Source organism: uncultured Fibrobacter sp. (assembly GCF_947305105.1).
Lineage (GTDB): Bacteria > Fibrobacterota > Fibrobacteria > Fibrobacterales > Fibrobacteraceae > Fibrobacter.
In genome coordinates, this window is record NZ_CAMZCS010000012.1 from 35031 (window position 1) to 49556 (window position 14526).

Genomic DNA, 14526 nt, shown 5'->3' on the forward strand with positions numbered 1-14526 from the left:
CGCTCCGGCGGAGTTTTTGTTGTTTCTATCCTTGCCGCGTGTAAAATGTTTTTTTCTTATGTGCACGCTCACATGCCTCCGGTGACATAAATCACGGATTTTGGGTGATAATGTGTTGAAAAAAACAGAATTTCCCTGTTTTTGAACGTATTTCGCGGATTTGTACGTAACCCGTTGAATTGTATCAAAATAAATTACAAGGAAGATTCACAAATAATATCTATTTTTATGTTGGGATAGGTGAATCCACTTTTTTTAGAAGGAAAGGATGTTATGAAAAAAATTTTTATAACGATTATGCTTGCCGCTTTGGCGGCTTTCGCTGTAAAGCCCAACAGGGTCGGTCCTGTGAGCACTTACGGCGAACTTAAGGCAAACGGCGGAAAACTGTCCGGTTCTTGCCCTGCTTATAAAGATAAGACAGTCCAGGTCAGAGGTATGAGCCTTTTCTGGAGCTCGGGTGCAGATAGCTCCCTTGTTTACTATACAGCCCAGGCTATGGGCCTCATGGTGAAGGACATGGGGATCGAAGTTCTTCGTTTTGCTTTGGGTGCCGGTGACGAAAAGTTCGATAGCCATGGTCGTTCTTACACCACGGGTGGTGCCAACGACCAGAAGGCAATGGTTAGCAAGCTTGTTCGTGCTGCCGTTGAAAACGACATTTACATTATCCTTGACTGGCATACCGAAGGTACTTCATCGTACACTAACGATGCGAAGGAATTCTTTAGCTGGGCTGCTCAGGAATTCGGTCAGACCAACAACGTTATCTTCGAAATTTGGAACGAACCGGCGAATGGCGCTTCCATGTCCAATGTGAAGAGTCATGCGGATCAGGTGATTCCTGCTATTCGTGCTCATTCCGACAACCTCATCCTCGTGGGTAGCCCCGATTGGTCCAGCCATCCGGAAGAATGCGCCAAAGCCGGCATCAGCGATAACAACTACGGCTGTACTCTCCACTTTTATGCTGCAACAGGTGCCCACCAGGTGGGTAGTGGATATGATGGACGTGCCTCTGAAGCTATGAGCAAGGGCGTTCCCGTGTTCGCTACGGAATGGGGTACTGTTAGTTCCGATGGTAACGGCTCTCCGAACCAGTCTGCCAGCCAGGCTTGGGTGAACTGGATGAACCAGAACGGCGTCTCCTGGGCGAACTGGTCTGCCTCCGCTATTGCCGAACAGTCCGCTGCGTTTTCGACTTTGACCTTGAACCAGGGATTGAAATATACTCAGTCTGGTAACATGGTGAAGGGTTGGATGAACAAGAGCCCGTCCTATTCCGATTGCGGCCTTGGCAACCACCTTGGTTCCGATACGGGTGATGACGGATTCTCCACCGGTGTTGCCGATGGTGCCACGACGGACCTCATCGACGACATGGAAGACGGCGACCGCTACACCTACACGGGAGGCTTCTGGTCTGCTTGGGCCGACTCCGATGACGACAAGGATGGTCGTGGTTCGACGAAGATTTCGAACCCGAAATTCACCAACGACTTCGGCAAGGAAACTTACGACGTGCTTATTCCCGCTAAGGGTGGCGATGATTCCAAGTTCATGGCCGGTATGGAAGGCATCTATATCGATCAGGGTTCCTACAAGTGGGCTCCGTATGTCGCCATGGGCTTGAACCTGACGAAGGATACCGCCAACTTTACTGAATTTGCAAAGTGCACCTCCATTTCTTACAAGTACAAGGGCGCTGCTCATAACTTCCGCGTCGAACTCTCCACGATCACCAACTACAACTTCCACTTTGTCGATGCCGAAGCATCGGGTGAATGGAAGACTGTTGAATTGACTCCGGATATGTTCCAGCAGCATACCACTTGGGCTGATCCGCAGATTACCGATTTGAAGGCAAACTTGGGCAAAGCCAACCGTTTGGCTTGGGAAGTGAACGGCGTTGTTGACCGCCCGGCTTCCGAAATCCAGCCGCTCTACGATTACCTCTATGTGGATGACATTCGCTGCAATGGCGCTTCTATCACTGCTATTTCCGCTTTGGAAACTCCGTCCAGCTCTTCTGCTGGTCCGACCTCTTCTCCGGCTTCTTCCAGCAGTAGCGTTGGTCCGACCTCCAGCAGTGGTACTGGTCCGGCCATTCAGGTTGTGACTGTTGTTGATATCGACGATGTTGAAGATGGCAATGAAGTTCTCAAGACGACGGGTACGTGGTATGCCTATAACGACAGCGTTCCGGGTGGTCTCTCCACTATCACGAACACTTATGATCCGGCTCTTCCGGGTTATGTTGTGGTGTTCCCGGGTACGGAAGATCCGACGAATGGTACGGCTGGCTTTGTCGGCCTGAAGGGCATCGTTGTGAATCCGGGTACTTACGAAGAAAGGCCTTTCGTTGCTCTCGGCCTTAACATGAACGCCGATACGACGAAGGGTGTTGACCTGAGCCAGTGCAATGCTATCAGCTACCGCTACAAGGGTGCCGCTCATGACTTCAAGATTCAGGACGGCTCCGTGACGGACTATGACTACCATCTGAGCAAGGTTCCTGCTTCTGCCGAAGAATGGAAGACTGCTACTCTCGCCTTTGAAGATCTTCTCCAGATGGGCTGGGGTGAAGCCAAGGATTTGGACTTTACCCACATCAAGAAGATGGCTTGGGAAGTTCTCGGTTGGAAGGCCTCTATGGATCAGCCGAAGCCTAACTTCCTCTACGTTGACGATCTGAAGTGCGTGAAGGTTACTAAGGACGCTATCAAGGCTGTCCGTATTGCCTCTAACAGCATCGTGCTCGGTGTCCAGGGCAACAACCTCTCCATCAACATCGACAAGGCCAGCTCTGTCCGCGTCCAGATCTTCGACTTGATGGGTCATGCTGTTTCGAACTCCATTGAATCTATGCACGCCGGTTCCAACACCGTTTCTCTCGAAAAGATGAGCAAGGGTAGCTACATCGTCCGCGTCATCCGCGGTAGCGAAGCCAAGGCTGCTCGCGTCACGATTCGCTAATCCTTCTAAAAAAAAGAAATTAAAGGGTTCCGCCTCGGCGGGCCCTTTTTTTTGCATCCCGACAGTGCTTTGCGTTTATTTGCATATTTGCATAGTTTTCCTGTGGATTTTTGCTATATTTGGGCCATGAAATTTACGAAAGGTGTAAAAGACGGGTTGCCTATCGGAATCGGGTATTTCGCGGTGTCCTTTGCCTTTGGCATCAATGCGGGAGCCGTTCTGCATTCGTGGATTTTGGCAACCTTCATTTCTATGACGAACTTGACCTCGGCTGGCCAGTTTGCTGGGCTCAACATCATGGCTTCGGCGACAGGAACGCTTCTCGAGATGGCTGTAGCGAGCCTGTTCATCAACTTGCGTTATTCGCTGATGGCTATTTCTCTTTCGCAGAAGGTGGATTCTAATTTCGGGACGCTCAAGCGCATCCTCTTGAGTACGGGGATTACCGATGAAATCTACGCCGTAGCCATGTCCAAGCCGGGCAAGGTGAACGCGAAGTACTTCTTGGGACTGATGGTGCTGCCTTACCTCGGTTGGAGCGGCGGGACGCTTACAGGGGCCGTTTGTGGGCAAATTCTGCCCGATATGGTGGTGAATGCGCTCGGGGTCGCTCTGTATGGCATGTTCGTCGCTATTGTCGTGCCAGCAATGAAGTCACACCGTCCTACACTTGTTGCCGTGCTGATTGCGATCGCGCTTAGTTTTGCCTTCAAGTTTGTGCCGGTGTTGAGCGGTGTAGGTGCCGGTTTTGCCATCATCATCTGTGCGGTTGTCGCGTCGCTTGTATGTGCCGCACTGTTCCCCATAGACGATACTTCGGCCAATAAGCCACCCCAGGAGGCTCGCTGATGGACCTGAAGACGTATTTTGAATACCTGCTCGTGATGGCCGGCGTCACCTACCTGTTGCGCACGGTGCCGTTTATTTTGCTTAAGGGAGAGCTGGAAAGCCGTTTTTGGAAGTCCTTCTTGAACTATGTCCCTTATACGGTTTTGAGCGCCATGACGGTGCCTGCAATCTTCTATGCGACGGATAGCCGGTTGGCTGGGGTGGCTGCCTTAATCACGGCCGTTGTCGCCAGCTTGTTTGGCCGGGGGCTGGTCGTGGTGGCCATTGTGGCGTGCTTGACCGTTTTGGGCGTGGACGGTGCCGCACTTTTGTTCTAAGTGTGGCTTTTTCGCTTTTTTTTGTTTATATTGTTCAAAAAGAACCTGAAAAAGCGAGGTAAATAATGAAACCTGAAAGTTTTTTTGCTGGTGTTGCCGTAGGTGCCTGCTTTGCCTTTATTGCCGCAAGGGAAGTCCAAAAAAAGGTACAGAAAAATGCCGATGATACTGCCATCAAGACTGCGGAAGGCGTCGCGGAACAATCCCGTGCCGCTAACGAAGACCTGATGGGCCAGCTCAAGAAGCACATTGAAACCGAGCAGACGCTCGCTGCCGAATGCGAAGAGCTGAAGTCCAAGGTCGGGCAGCAGGCTGGAGAAATCGAAAATCTGAAAAACGCCTGCGCTATGCAGGATGGCTACAACAAGAAGTTGGAGCAAGAAATCGCCGATCTCAGGGCAAAGTAATTTTTCAAGGCTCTGCTCTTTGTCATAACGACATGCTGCGTTTGCCGCTTTGTTTGCTAGTTCGTACTGGATTCTGGTGACGCAGTGCTAAAATCAATACCTTTATATACAAGAAAACGCCCCGAAGGGCGTTTTCTCGTGTGTGTTGGTGGGGGAATTACATTTCTTCGAGTTCTTTGCCCTTTGTCTCCTTGATGAACTTTGCAACAAAGAAGATGCTGAAAATGGCGAAGAATGAATAAATGGCGTATGTCGGGCCGACACCGATGCCGTCCTTGCCCGTGAGTACCGGGAAACTCCAGGTCACGACGAAGTTCGCACCCCACTGGGCGAGACCGCATATAGCGATAGCCACAGCGCGGATACGGTTGTTGAACATTTCGCCGAGCATCACCCACATGACCGGGCCCCAAGACACCGCGAAGAAGGTGATGTAGAGGTTTGCAGCGATGAGGGCGGTGACGCCTGCTGCGCTCGGGAGGCTTCCGTCGGCATTTGCGCTCATGAAGCAGAGTGTCAGGGTGCTTAGGGTGATGGCCATGCCCACGCTACCGATAAGCAGGAGCGGCTTGCGGCCAATCTTGTCGATGAGCATAATGGCGGCAATCGTCATGACCAGGTTGATTCCGCTCGAAATGACGCTCGTAAAGAAGGCGTCGCTTTCGCCGAATCCCACGCTCTGCCAGAGCATTGTGCCGTAGTAGAAAATCACGTTGATGCCCACGAGCTGCTGCAAGATGGCGAGGCCGAGGCCCGCCCATACAATCGGGGCGATGCGCTTCTTGCCGCCGACGATTTCGAGCAGGTCGGTGAGCTTTGCGGGCTTTTCGTTCTTGAACGTTTCGTGGATGGATTCAATTTCTTTGTCTACGCCGTCGGAGTCAATCTTGGAGAGGACTTCCTTGGCTTCGTCCAGGCGGCCCTTTTGCACAAGATAACGGGGGGATTCCGGGAGCCTCCAGGCGGCAATTCCATAAAGCGCTGCCGGGATGATTTCGACCCAGAACATGATTTGCCAAGCCCTGAAGCCTCCAAAGCACATGTTGTTCGCAGAACCTGCGATGCGCACGATGAGGTAGTTCGAGAGCAGCGCCACGAAAATGCCAATCACGATGGCGAACTGCTGCATGGAGCCGAGACGGCCGCGCAGGTGGGCCGGTGCCGTTTCGGCAATATAGATAGGCGCGATGATACTTGCGACACCGATGCCCACGCCACCGATGACGCGCCATACGATAAAGTCAGGGATGCCAAACGGGACGCCTGAACCGATGGCGCTCACAAGGAACAGCGCCGAGGCGGCGAGCATGCAGCGCACGCGACCGAACGAATCGGCCAGGCGTCCAGCAAAGTAGGCACCGACCGCGGCACCGATCAGCGCAAGCGAAACAGCCCAGGCGAGCTGGTAATCTGTTGCATTGAAGTGAATTTTGAGGGCACCGTTTGCTCCATTAATCACGGAGGAGTCGAAGCCGAAGAGAAATCCGCCGATAGCCGCGGACAGGGTGATCAACATGATATGCCCGAAATTCGATTTTGCGTTAGACACTAGAACCTCTCTGATTTGAATGTTCTAGAAATAAACTATTTGATTCTTGCGCAAAAAACAACAAATGGCGAATAAAAAGCCGAAAAACATATTCCAAATTGGAATATGTTTGCTGTTTTTTGGTGCAAATGGCGTACGATTTCCCCTAAAAAGCTTTTTATGGATGGAGCATCAAGGCGATTGGAGTGTGTTTCAAATAGGGAGAGAACGCAGTTTTTATATAAAAAAAATTTGCTTCGGGAGCAGTTTTAATTTTTTTATAAGAAAGGAAGTCATGCAGAATTTGATGTGTATTACAGTGTTTTATTGACGGCAATGCGCAAGAGTGACTTCAGACACACTGCTGAGAGAACAAAGTGCGGTTTATGAACATTTTATTGAAATGAATGTATTTTATTCGTTATGAGCGTTTTTGTATTTTATACGGAAGTGAGTATCGGATGCGCATGTGTCCTGATGCTTCTCTTGTATAGTATTAAGCGGCTTCCCACTCCGCAATTGCGATTCACGCTATTCCACAGGTTGGTGCTGTGGCATATTCTTTATTTCTTTAGCGATGCGCTTTGGGCGCTGGTGAATGATAGCGTCCTTCCGAAAAATACGTTCAGCGTTCTGGCTGTGAATTACTCGAATGCGATTATTGCAGCGATTCTGTTCTATAGTTGCTTCATTTATGCAGAAATGAGTACGCGTCCTGAGATGACTCGCGTACAAATTCGCCATCTCCAGTCAAGGTTGCGGATTCCGATTTACGTGGAAATTGTGTTGTTGCTCGTCGCATTTTTAGTTGCTCCGGATTTTTGGCTCGATGAAAATCTAGAACCATGCGACCTTTATTACTTTATCTTGTCGTTCTTGCCGTTTGTCTACATCATGACGGTGACGGTCCGCTGCATTGTCCGTGGGCTTAAACCGCAGAATCGGCAGAACCTAAAGACATACCTGGTTATAGCGAGCTACACTCCGGGTTGCATTGTCGCAGCCGGGTTACAGATATTCTTATCGCTGACGACGCCGGTATTCTGCTTCTGGTGTACCATGATAATCTTGTTTGTCTATCTGAATTCGCAGAACCAACTGATTTCGACGGATCCCCTGACTTCGCTCAACAACCGTAACCAATTGCAGCGGTATCTGCTCTTGCAGCGGGAGGCGAAAACCTCCTTTGTGATTATGGTGGATGTGGACCATTTCAAGCAAATTAACGATACGTACGGGCACATGGAAGGCGACCGGGCGCTAGTGCTTGTTTCGCGGGCGCTCAAGAAAGCGTGTGGGCGGTTGAGAATGTCTATTTTCCTGTGCCGTTATGGCGGCGATGAGTTTTTAATGATTGCGCAGACGAAAACTCCCAAAGAGGTGCTCAAGGTGGTCCGGGGATGCCTGCAAGAAGAAATCGAGAATCGGAAAAGTTCGCTGACCTATACAATCGAGGTGAGCATGGGCTATGCCAACTGGGATGGCCGTGCTGCAACCTTTAGGGATAGCATTGTCGCTGCCGACCAGAAAATGTACGAAGACAAACGTTCGAGCGTTTAGGCTCCAGCCCCTAGCCTCTAAAACCCTATCCCTCTAATTTATTTCTCAGATAGTGCCTTGCGGTCCACGTGAAGTACAGAATGTCTGCAATGACGAGCGCGATGGCGCAAGCCAAGAATACGGGCTGGTGCATGCCGAAATGCCCTGCCATGGAACCTCCCGCTAAAATACCGGCACCGATACCGATATCCCAGCCGCTCAAATAGGTGCTGTTCGCTGTACCGCGCTGGTCGTGGCGGGCGAGGTTCACGCACATGGTCTGGTAACCTGGGAAGATAAGTCCAAGGCTTGTGCCGATAAGGAATGCCGCAACAAAGAAGGTTACGGGTGAGTGGCAGAATGCGAGCAGGACGTAAGCGACGATGTTCAAGGTCATTCCGGTGCCGACCAAATGGATCAGGTAGCCTTTGTCGATGAGCCTACCGGTCATGATGCGGTTGAGAATCAGTCCTGCGGCAATCAGTGCATAGAACCAGCCGGAACCCCCGATGCCGAGTTCCTTGGCGTAAAGCGCAATGTAGTTCGTGACGGGACCATAGGCGAATCCAACGAAGATGAAGTTGATGAACTGCGGAACGGCACGGGTGAGGAAGAATCGGTCAAGCGAAAGCGGTGGATGTGGCTTTTTCTCCTTGGGGGCAATTTTCAATGTCTGCACCAGAATGAGTCCGATGATACACAGGGCAAGCGAAATCACGAATACGATGGTGTCGCCGAAGGCTTCGTACAGGAACATGCCTGTCATGGGGCCTGTCGCAAACGCGAGGTTCACGCTGATGCCGAAGTAACCGATGCCTTCGCCACGGCGGCTTGCGGGTAGCGAGTCAATGGCGACCGTGTTACTTGCCGTGGTGGAAATCCCGAAGAAGAGCCCGTGCGCGAAACGTACTGCGGCAAGGATAGCGATGATGCTTACGGCCTTGTACCCGACAAAGCATGCGGTAAAAGCGAAGAACGTCCAGAAGTAAAGCGGCTTGCGGCTGAGCGTGTCGACTAGGAATCCGGCGAAGGGCCTGCAAGCAAGTGCGCCGATGGTGTAGAGCGAGATGACGATGCCTGCTGTTGCGTTGTCTGTTTGGAATTTTTCGATGATGTAGAGCGGGAGGATCGGCAACAGCTGGTAAAAACTGAAGAACAGTAAAAAATTCGCGGCAGCGACCTTTACGAAAGTCGCTGTCCAAAGTCTCGGAAGTTGCGCTTTGTCAGAAATTATCGAATTATCCATCATACACCTAAAATTGATAAACAAAATTTAACAATTATTAAGGCCCGATGTATAGCGCAGGCTTCATAATAAATGGCAAATCGCTCTAATCACGTATTTTCGACATTTGTATCGTTGGTGAGGAAAAATTTTTATATTACATTTCATGAGATTTTTCCCGAAAAGTTTCCTCCTTTTTTCTGCTGCTTTTTTGATGGCATCGTGTTTTTTCGATGAGAATTCTGGCGGATTATCTCCTAGTTCTGATGTAATATTGGAAAACGATCAAATTCCTGGTATGGTTCATGTCCGTGCCAGTGGTAAGGGCATTTTTTTAGGGACAAATGAACCTACTGCAAAAGTAGATGAACGCCCACAGACTCGTGTCGAATTTACTTATGATTATTCCATTTCTCGCCATGAAGTTATTTGTGCCGATTTTAACGGTGTAATGAAGGATGTTTCTGGATTGCAGTTGGAATGTGCTCAGGATTCCTTGCCCGTTTCGAATGTGACGTTCTTTGATGCCGTTCTTTATGCGAATGCTCTAAGTAGAAAGATGGGGCTAGATTCTGCTTATGCTTATACGGCGGTAGAATTGGATGCCGGAAAACATTGCATGGATTTGAAGGACTTTGCATTTATGCCCGCAGCGGGCGGCTTTCGGTTGCCGACAGAGGCAGAATGGGTCTTTGCTGCGGAACAGGCCTGGAATCCTGACCTTGGTTGGAATTTTGTGAATTCGGGCCTAGCGCCTCACAAGGTATGTACATCCGGTGAAAATACGCAGTACCTTTGCGACATGGCGGGGAACATGCTGGAGTGGGTAAATGATGTCCGTGCTTTGTATAACGGTGATTCCTTGAAGAATTTTGTTGGAGGTGTATTCAATAGCAATTCTGCTGCGGGAATTGTCAAGGGCGGGAGTTTCCGTAAAGCCCCTAACGAAATGCACTTGTACAAAAGAGGGGATGATTATCCGATTTTTTATTCAAGTAGGGCAGATTATGTTGGCTTCCGCCTAGTGTATGGTGCGATTCCTAACGCAGTGTATCTTTCTGAAGGTGGTAATGTTTCGCTGACTCCGATAGTCGCCTTGGTTAATGACGCCGAGATAAGGAATCTGACGGAATCCTATAAAGTCAAGTTGGCCTTTAGAAACGAGGAAACGGGTAACCTTGTCTATATAAGTTATGCTTCGAAAGAGGCCAAGGTGGTTGAAATTCAAGATACCATTGATGTTTACCATCCAGAAATTTCTCCCGACGGGCATCGAGTCGCATTCTGTACGGCTGCAGAAGGCGAGGCTGGTCCATCGTCTGTTTACGTTCGTGATTTGGATGATCTTGGGAACAACTTGGTTAAGTTGGATGTGCCGGGAGGTGCTGCTATCCCCAGGTGGAGAGTGAAGCCAAATGGAGACACGGTCATTGTCTATGTGACATCGCCCTATAATAACGATGGCGACCAGTTCTTGCAGGAAAGTACTTGGGAGGTCCCGTTTGTCAATCGTAAATTTGGAACCCCTAGAAAACTTTTTGATGGGGCGTATCATGGAGGTGTTTCAGATGACGACCAATTGGCTGTTTCGGGCTCGCCGAGACTCCGTGCTCGTGAAGCGACTTTCAATGGAACATTTATTGTAGAGAATCATGATATTTGGTATAACAGAGAACAGGCGTGCAATGTATCTTTGTCGAAGGATGGAACCAAACGGACGTTGTTCTTGGATTTTGGCGGAAGCGTTGGCCGGAGCTTTGTTGGAACCGATTATAAGGTACACGAAGAACTGTTGATTGTTGATAGCACGGGCAATCTAATCCAAGCTGTTCCGACCCTTGCAGGATTCCGTTTTGATCATAGCGAATGGGCCGGTGGCATATTGAAGGATTCTGCCAGCAACCTGGTTGTCGTTTCGCTGACCAATATCAGCGAGGCCCATGAATACATTGCGTTAGTGGACTTGAAGGACAATAGCGTCCATCCCCTTGTTCAGGGGGGCGACCTTTGGCATCCGTGTCTGTGGGTGCGCCAAGAAAACGCCAGCCATCCGAAGCCGGTTGTTGACAAGGACAGTGCCGGAGCCTATTTCGAGTACGATGCGTCGAATCCGCTGATATTCTCTTCGGTAGAATTGGCGATGCACATGAAGTCGTTTTGGAAGTACTGTGATAAAGTCGAGGCTGTTGCGTTTGGAAGTTCCATGATTTTGAATGCCGTTATTGAAACGACTACGGAATCCTTCTTCCTTATGAACATGGGAACGTCATTAAGCGATGTTCATCTTGCGGAATATTTGCTGAAAAACTATTTCTTGCCGTACGCCCCTAACCTTAAGGTTGTTGTTTTGGAACTCACGCCAGGCTTGCTTTTCAGATTTTTTGAAGAAAGTGCTGGCTGGCTAATTAACCACTCGCCGGGACTCATGTACGATTTGAATCATTTGTCCAAAGAAACAAAGCAGGAAATTGCCGATTTCAGTTTGGATCAGGAATATCCAAAAGATTTGTTTGCTCAGCAATATCTCCCAAATACGTTCCTGTTGCCGCCAGCGGGTTGGTTAGCGCCCAATATATCCGTGAACGTGTCGGAGATGCATGCTGATATGCAGAATGTCCAAAGCAGTTTGGATGCTATCAAATCTATAAAACGGATGGCTGATTCTTGTGGCCTTGCCCTTGTTGCTGCGATAACTCCGCGTAACCCGGCATACCGCGAAACGGAGGCCTTTGATATTTTTGGGCCTAAATGGGATGTTGCCCATGAATTGATACAGGCTGTTGCCGATATGGGAATTCTGATTTTTGACGAGAACAAAGATGGCTTACATGATTACACAGAAGAAATGGCCGCCAACGAGTATCATGTGAGTTACCTTGGAGCAGCGCAGTTCACTGAACGGCTGGATTCCCTGCTGAAGACCTTGCCGATCCCCCGCTAGACAATAACTACCTACCGTCTACTGTCTACTGTCTACTTTTTCTCCAGCATCACGATGGTTTCGAGGTGCGGGGTTCCTGGGAACAGGTCGAGCGGCTGCACTTCGCGCACGCGGTAGCCGTAGCGTTCCCATTCCTTGAGCGAGGCGGGAATCTCGTCGGTGCCGCAGAACACGTGGGCCACGCGGACGGGTTTGCGCATGGCGAGCGCATGAATCACGCCGGGTTCGCAGCCCTTGCGCGGCGGGTCCAGCAGGATTTTTTCCGGTTCGTTCGGGATGGGGCGCGGGAGCCTGGTTTGGACAAAGTCCTCGTCGATCTTGCCTGCGACAAAGCGGTAGTTTTTCTTGAGGTACTTGGCCGACGCCTTCGCGCTTTCGATGGAGAGGCCTTCCCATTCCACGCCGAGTACGGACTTGGCCGCTTCGCCGAGTGCAAAACTGAAGAGGCCGTAACCGCAGTACAAATCCAGGAAATGGTCTTCCTTGGTGAGCGAAAGCATGCGGCTTGCCGCCTTGATGAGGTTGTGGATCTGGCTCTCGTTAATCTGGCTGAATCCCGTGACGGGGTACTTGAGGCTGAATTTCCCGAGGTTGAGGCTCAGTTCGCGCGGGCCGTAGAGCTGTTTGAAGTTGAGACCGTCTGCCGGGCGCTTCGCTTCCAGGTAGTACGCGGATTCGGTGGTGTCCACGTAGGCATGCGCCGCCGTCACGTGGAAGGGGGAATCCTTCAGCGCGTCCGAAATCAACTTGAGCTTGCGCACGATGCTCGCGTCAATCTTCTTGATGTTGAAAATGACGATGCGGTACTTGTACGTGCCGCGGATGATAATCCAGTTGAGCGCGTAGGCGAGCGGCTTGTACGCAGGCGAAATCAATTTTTCAAAAAGGAAATCGTAAATCTTGTTGTGCTCTTCGGGTTCGAGCATCGATTCCTGGCGGTCGAACTGGAGGTTGCCCGGCTCCATGAACACGCGGCGCTTGCTCGTGGTGCGGTACCCGCGGGAGAGCGGGCTTGCGATTACTTTCTGCGGGTTGCCCGCGAGGCGGTTCACGTCCCAGAATTCCTGGATGGCGAGGTCTTTGACGTGGAGCTCGTCCTTGTAGTCGAGCATGGCGAGCGATTCGCCGTGGGCGGAATCGGCTTCGCGGGTGTAGTTCGGAATCTGGTGTGCGATGGCTTGTTCGAAGAGCATAGCCCCAAATTTAGAAATTTCGGCACAAAAAAGGACCCCCCGAATGGGAGGTCCAAGAGCGGCGGACCGGGATCGAACCGGCAACCATTAGCTTGGAAGGCTAAGGCTCTACCATTGAGCTACCGCCGCGAGCATGACCAATTATACAAAAATATGCCCGATTTTAAAGGGGTGCCTTGAAAGCTATTGGAGTTTTTTCGAAAAAATGCTATCTTTTGGCCCACGTTAATCATTTTTCAGAGGTAGCTCAACTTGGCGATACAAAACCCCCGCGACCGCCGCATGCCGAACAGGCAGAGTGACGGGACCCGTATCAACGAAGATATCCGTATTTCCCCGATCCGTCTCGTGAAGGAAGACGGCGAAGCTGTCATCATGGAGACCAGCAAGGCTCTGCAGATGGCGAAAGACGCCGGACTGGACCTGGTGGAAGTCTCTCCCAACGCCAAGCCTCCTGTATGCCGTATCATCAACTACGGCAAGTACAAGTTCGAGCAGCTGAAGAAGGCCAAGGCCGCCAAGGCCAAGCAGCACGTGGTGAAGCTCAAAGAAATCAAGATGCACCCGAAGACTGCGACCAACGACTACCAGTACCGCATCAAGCAGGCCGGGGAGTTCCTGCAAGATGGCATGAAGGTCAAGCTTATTATGCAGTTCCGTGGGCGCGAGATGGCGCACATGGACTACGGCAAGCGCCTCATGGAACAGGCCAAGATCGACCTCGCTCCGTATGGCGATTTGGAAATGGATTCGCGGGTGGAAGGCAACACGATGCTTTCTATCTACGGTCCGAAACGCGGTGCAGGTGCTGCTAAAAAGCAGGACCAGGCACCAAAGCCCGTAACCGAGCCAAAGGCAGCAGGTGAGGCTTCAACTTAATAACCGAAGAGGTAAAAATGCCTAAGATGAAAACACATAGCGGTGCTAAGAAGCGCTTCCGCGTGACGGGTTCCGGCCACGTCAAGTTCAAGCGCGCTGGTATGCGCCACATTCTTGCCAAGATGACCACCAAGCGTAAGCGTACCCTCCGTAAGGGTGCCCTCGTCAAGAAGGTCGACATGTTCCACGTCAAGCGTCTGCTTGTCCAAGCATAAGGAGTGTAAGAATGCCACGCGCTAAAACCAGAGTTCCTTCCCGCGAACGCCGCAAAAAAATCCTCAAGGCCGCCAAGGGTTTCTATGGCCGTCGCAAGTCGAACCTTCGCCTTGCCATTGACGCCGTTGCCCACGCCGGTCAGTATGCCTACGCTCACCGCCGCGACAAGAAGGGTGACTTCCGCTCTCTGTGGATTGTCCGCCTCAATGCCGCTGTTCGTGAATTCGGCATCAGCTACAGCCAGTTCATTTACAAGCTCTCCAAGGCTGGTATCAAGATGAACCGCAAGGTTCTCGCCGATATGGCCGTCGCCGACCCCGAGGCTTTCGCCAAGGTCGTGGAAGTTGTGAAGGCTGCCTAATTTGGACGAAAGTTCAGATTAGCTGTAACTGCATCTTAAACGCGAGAAATTGCACCCTGCTTTGCAGGGTGCTTTTTTGTTGTCATCCCCGCCTC

The 14526-nt window shown here is 50.9% G+C and carries 12 protein-coding genes and 1 tRNA gene; 9 read left to right on the forward strand and 4 right to left on the reverse strand.

Going from position 1 to position 14526, the window contains the following annotated elements:
* Nucleotides 1-273: 273 nt before the first annotated feature.
* From Q0Y46_RS07485 to Q0Y46_RS07500, 4 genes are all read left to right on the forward strand, one after another.
* On the forward strand, nt 274-2976 hold the full coding sequence (locus tag Q0Y46_RS07485; protein WP_297946278.1) for a CIA30 family protein: 2703 nt from the start codon (nt 274-276) through the stop codon (nt 2974-2976).
* A 126-nt stretch (nt 2977-3102) separates the two neighbouring features.
* Nucleotides 3103-3825, forward strand: a complete 723-nt coding sequence (locus Q0Y46_RS07490) for an AzlC family ABC transporter permease (protein WP_297946283.1) — start codon at nt 3103-3105, stop codon at nt 3823-3825.
* Nucleotides 3825-4142, forward strand: a complete 318-nt coding sequence (locus Q0Y46_RS07495; RefSeq protein WP_295682812.1) for an AzlD domain-containing protein — start codon at nt 3825-3827, stop codon at nt 4140-4142. Before Q0Y46_RS07490 ends, Q0Y46_RS07495 begins: the two co-directional genes overlap by 1 nt.
* Before the next feature lie 65 nt (nt 4143-4207).
* The gene (locus Q0Y46_RS07500; protein ID WP_295682816.1) at nt 4208-4549 is read left to right on the forward strand and encodes a hypothetical protein; all 342 of its coding nucleotides are present in this window, start codon (nt 4208-4210) and stop codon (nt 4547-4549) included.
* A 157-nt stretch (nt 4550-4706) separates the two neighbouring features.
* On the opposite strand, the gene Q0Y46_RS07505 is transcribed toward Q0Y46_RS07500, so the two are convergent.
* Nucleotides 4707-6119 (reverse strand): sugar porter family MFS transporter, encoded by a 1413-nt coding sequence (locus Q0Y46_RS07505; RefSeq protein WP_366522497.1) that lies wholly within the window; start codon nt 6117-6119, stop codon nt 4707-4709.
* A gap of 381 nt (nt 6120-6500) precedes the next feature.
* Here Q0Y46_RS07505 and Q0Y46_RS07510 point away from each other — a divergent pair, with 381 nt between their 5' ends.
* On the forward strand, nt 6501-7637 hold the full coding sequence (locus Q0Y46_RS07510) for a GGDEF domain-containing protein (protein WP_295682820.1): 1137 nt from the start codon (nt 6501-6503) through the stop codon (nt 7635-7637).
* 25 nt (nt 7638-7662) lie between these two features.
* Here the strand turns inward: Q0Y46_RS07510 and Q0Y46_RS07515 are convergent, their stop codons facing one another.
* Nucleotides 7663-8865 carry an MFS transporter gene (locus Q0Y46_RS07515; protein ID WP_297946291.1) on the reverse strand — a complete coding sequence of 401 codons (1203 nt, stop codon included), beginning with the start codon at nt 8863-8865 and terminating at the stop codon, nt 7663-7665.
* Nucleotides 8866-9007: 142 nt separating this feature from the next.
* On the opposite strand from Q0Y46_RS07515, the gene Q0Y46_RS07520 reads away from it, so the two are divergent.
* Nucleotides 9008-11782: a TIGR02171 family protein gene (locus tag Q0Y46_RS07520; RefSeq protein ID WP_297946294.1), complete on the forward strand. Its 2775-nt coding sequence runs from the start codon at nt 9008-9010 to the stop codon at nt 11780-11782.
* Nucleotides 11783-11814: 32 nt separating this feature from the next.
* On the opposite strand, the gene Q0Y46_RS07525 is transcribed toward Q0Y46_RS07520, so the two are convergent.
* Together Q0Y46_RS07525 and Q0Y46_RS07530 are read right to left on the reverse strand one after the other, a co-directional pair.
* A complete protein-coding gene (locus Q0Y46_RS07525) occupies nt 11815-12975 on the reverse strand; it encodes a class I SAM-dependent RNA methyltransferase (protein ID WP_297946297.1) in 1161 nt (386 codons plus the stop codon).
* Between the two features lie 57 nt (nt 12976-13032).
* A tRNA-Gly gene (locus Q0Y46_RS07530) sits at nt 13033-13104 on the reverse strand.
* 123 nt (nt 13105-13227) lie between these two features.
* Between Q0Y46_RS07530 and infC the strand changes: the two genes are divergently transcribed.
* From infC to rplT, 3 genes are read left to right on the forward strand one after another with little or no spacing between them, the layout of a single operon-like run.
* A complete protein-coding gene (infC, locus tag Q0Y46_RS07535) occupies nt 13228-13854 on the forward strand; it encodes a translation initiation factor IF-3 (protein ID WP_290961292.1) in 627 nt (208 codons plus the stop codon).
* A 17-nt stretch (nt 13855-13871) separates the two neighbouring features.
* A complete protein-coding gene (gene rpmI / locus Q0Y46_RS07540; protein WP_290961293.1) occupies nt 13872-14069 on the forward strand; it encodes a 50S ribosomal protein L35 in 198 nt (65 codons plus the stop codon).
* 11 nt (nt 14070-14080) lie between these two features.
* On the forward strand, nt 14081-14431 hold the full coding sequence (rplT, locus tag Q0Y46_RS07545; protein ID WP_290961296.1) for a 50S ribosomal protein L20: 351 nt from the start codon (nt 14081-14083) through the stop codon (nt 14429-14431).
* Nucleotides 14432-14526: the final 95 nt, after the last annotated feature.

What these genes read in the sequence shown, in the direction of transcription:
- Q0Y46_RS07510 (WP_295682820.1), top strand. Translation starts at nt 6,501, where the DNA reads ATGAGCGTTTTTGTATTTTATACGGAAGTGAGTATCGGATGCGCATGT.
- rpmI (WP_290961293.1), top strand. Translation starts at nt 13,872, where the DNA reads ATGCCTAAGATGAAAACACATAGCGGTGCTAAGAAGCGCTTCCGCGTG.
- Q0Y46_RS07515 (WP_297946291.1), bottom strand. Translation starts at nt 8,865, where the DNA reads ATGATGGATAATTCGATAATTTCTGACAAAGCGCAACTTCCGAGACTT.
- Q0Y46_RS07500 (WP_295682816.1), top strand. Translation starts at nt 4,208, where the DNA reads ATGAAACCTGAAAGTTTTTTTGCTGGTGTTGCCGTAGGTGCCTGCTTT.
- Q0Y46_RS07490 (WP_297946283.1), top strand. Translation starts at nt 3,103, where the DNA reads ATGAAATTTACGAAAGGTGTAAAAGACGGGTTGCCTATCGGAATCGGG.
- Q0Y46_RS07520 (WP_297946294.1), top strand. Translation starts at nt 9,008, where the DNA reads ATGAGATTTTTCCCGAAAAGTTTCCTCCTTTTTTCTGCTGCTTTTTTG.
- rplT (WP_290961296.1), top strand. Translation starts at nt 14,081, where the DNA reads ATGCCACGCGCTAAAACCAGAGTTCCTTCCCGCGAACGCCGCAAAAAA.
- Q0Y46_RS07485 (WP_297946278.1), top strand. Translation starts at nt 274, where the DNA reads ATGAAAAAAATTTTTATAACGATTATGCTTGCCGCTTTGGCGGCTTTC.
- Q0Y46_RS07495 (WP_295682812.1), top strand. Translation starts at nt 3,825, where the DNA reads ATGGACCTGAAGACGTATTTTGAATACCTGCTCGTGATGGCCGGCGTC.
- Q0Y46_RS07525 (WP_297946297.1), bottom strand. Translation starts at nt 12,975, where the DNA reads ATGCTCTTCGAACAAGCCATCGCACACCAGATTCCGAACTACACCCGC.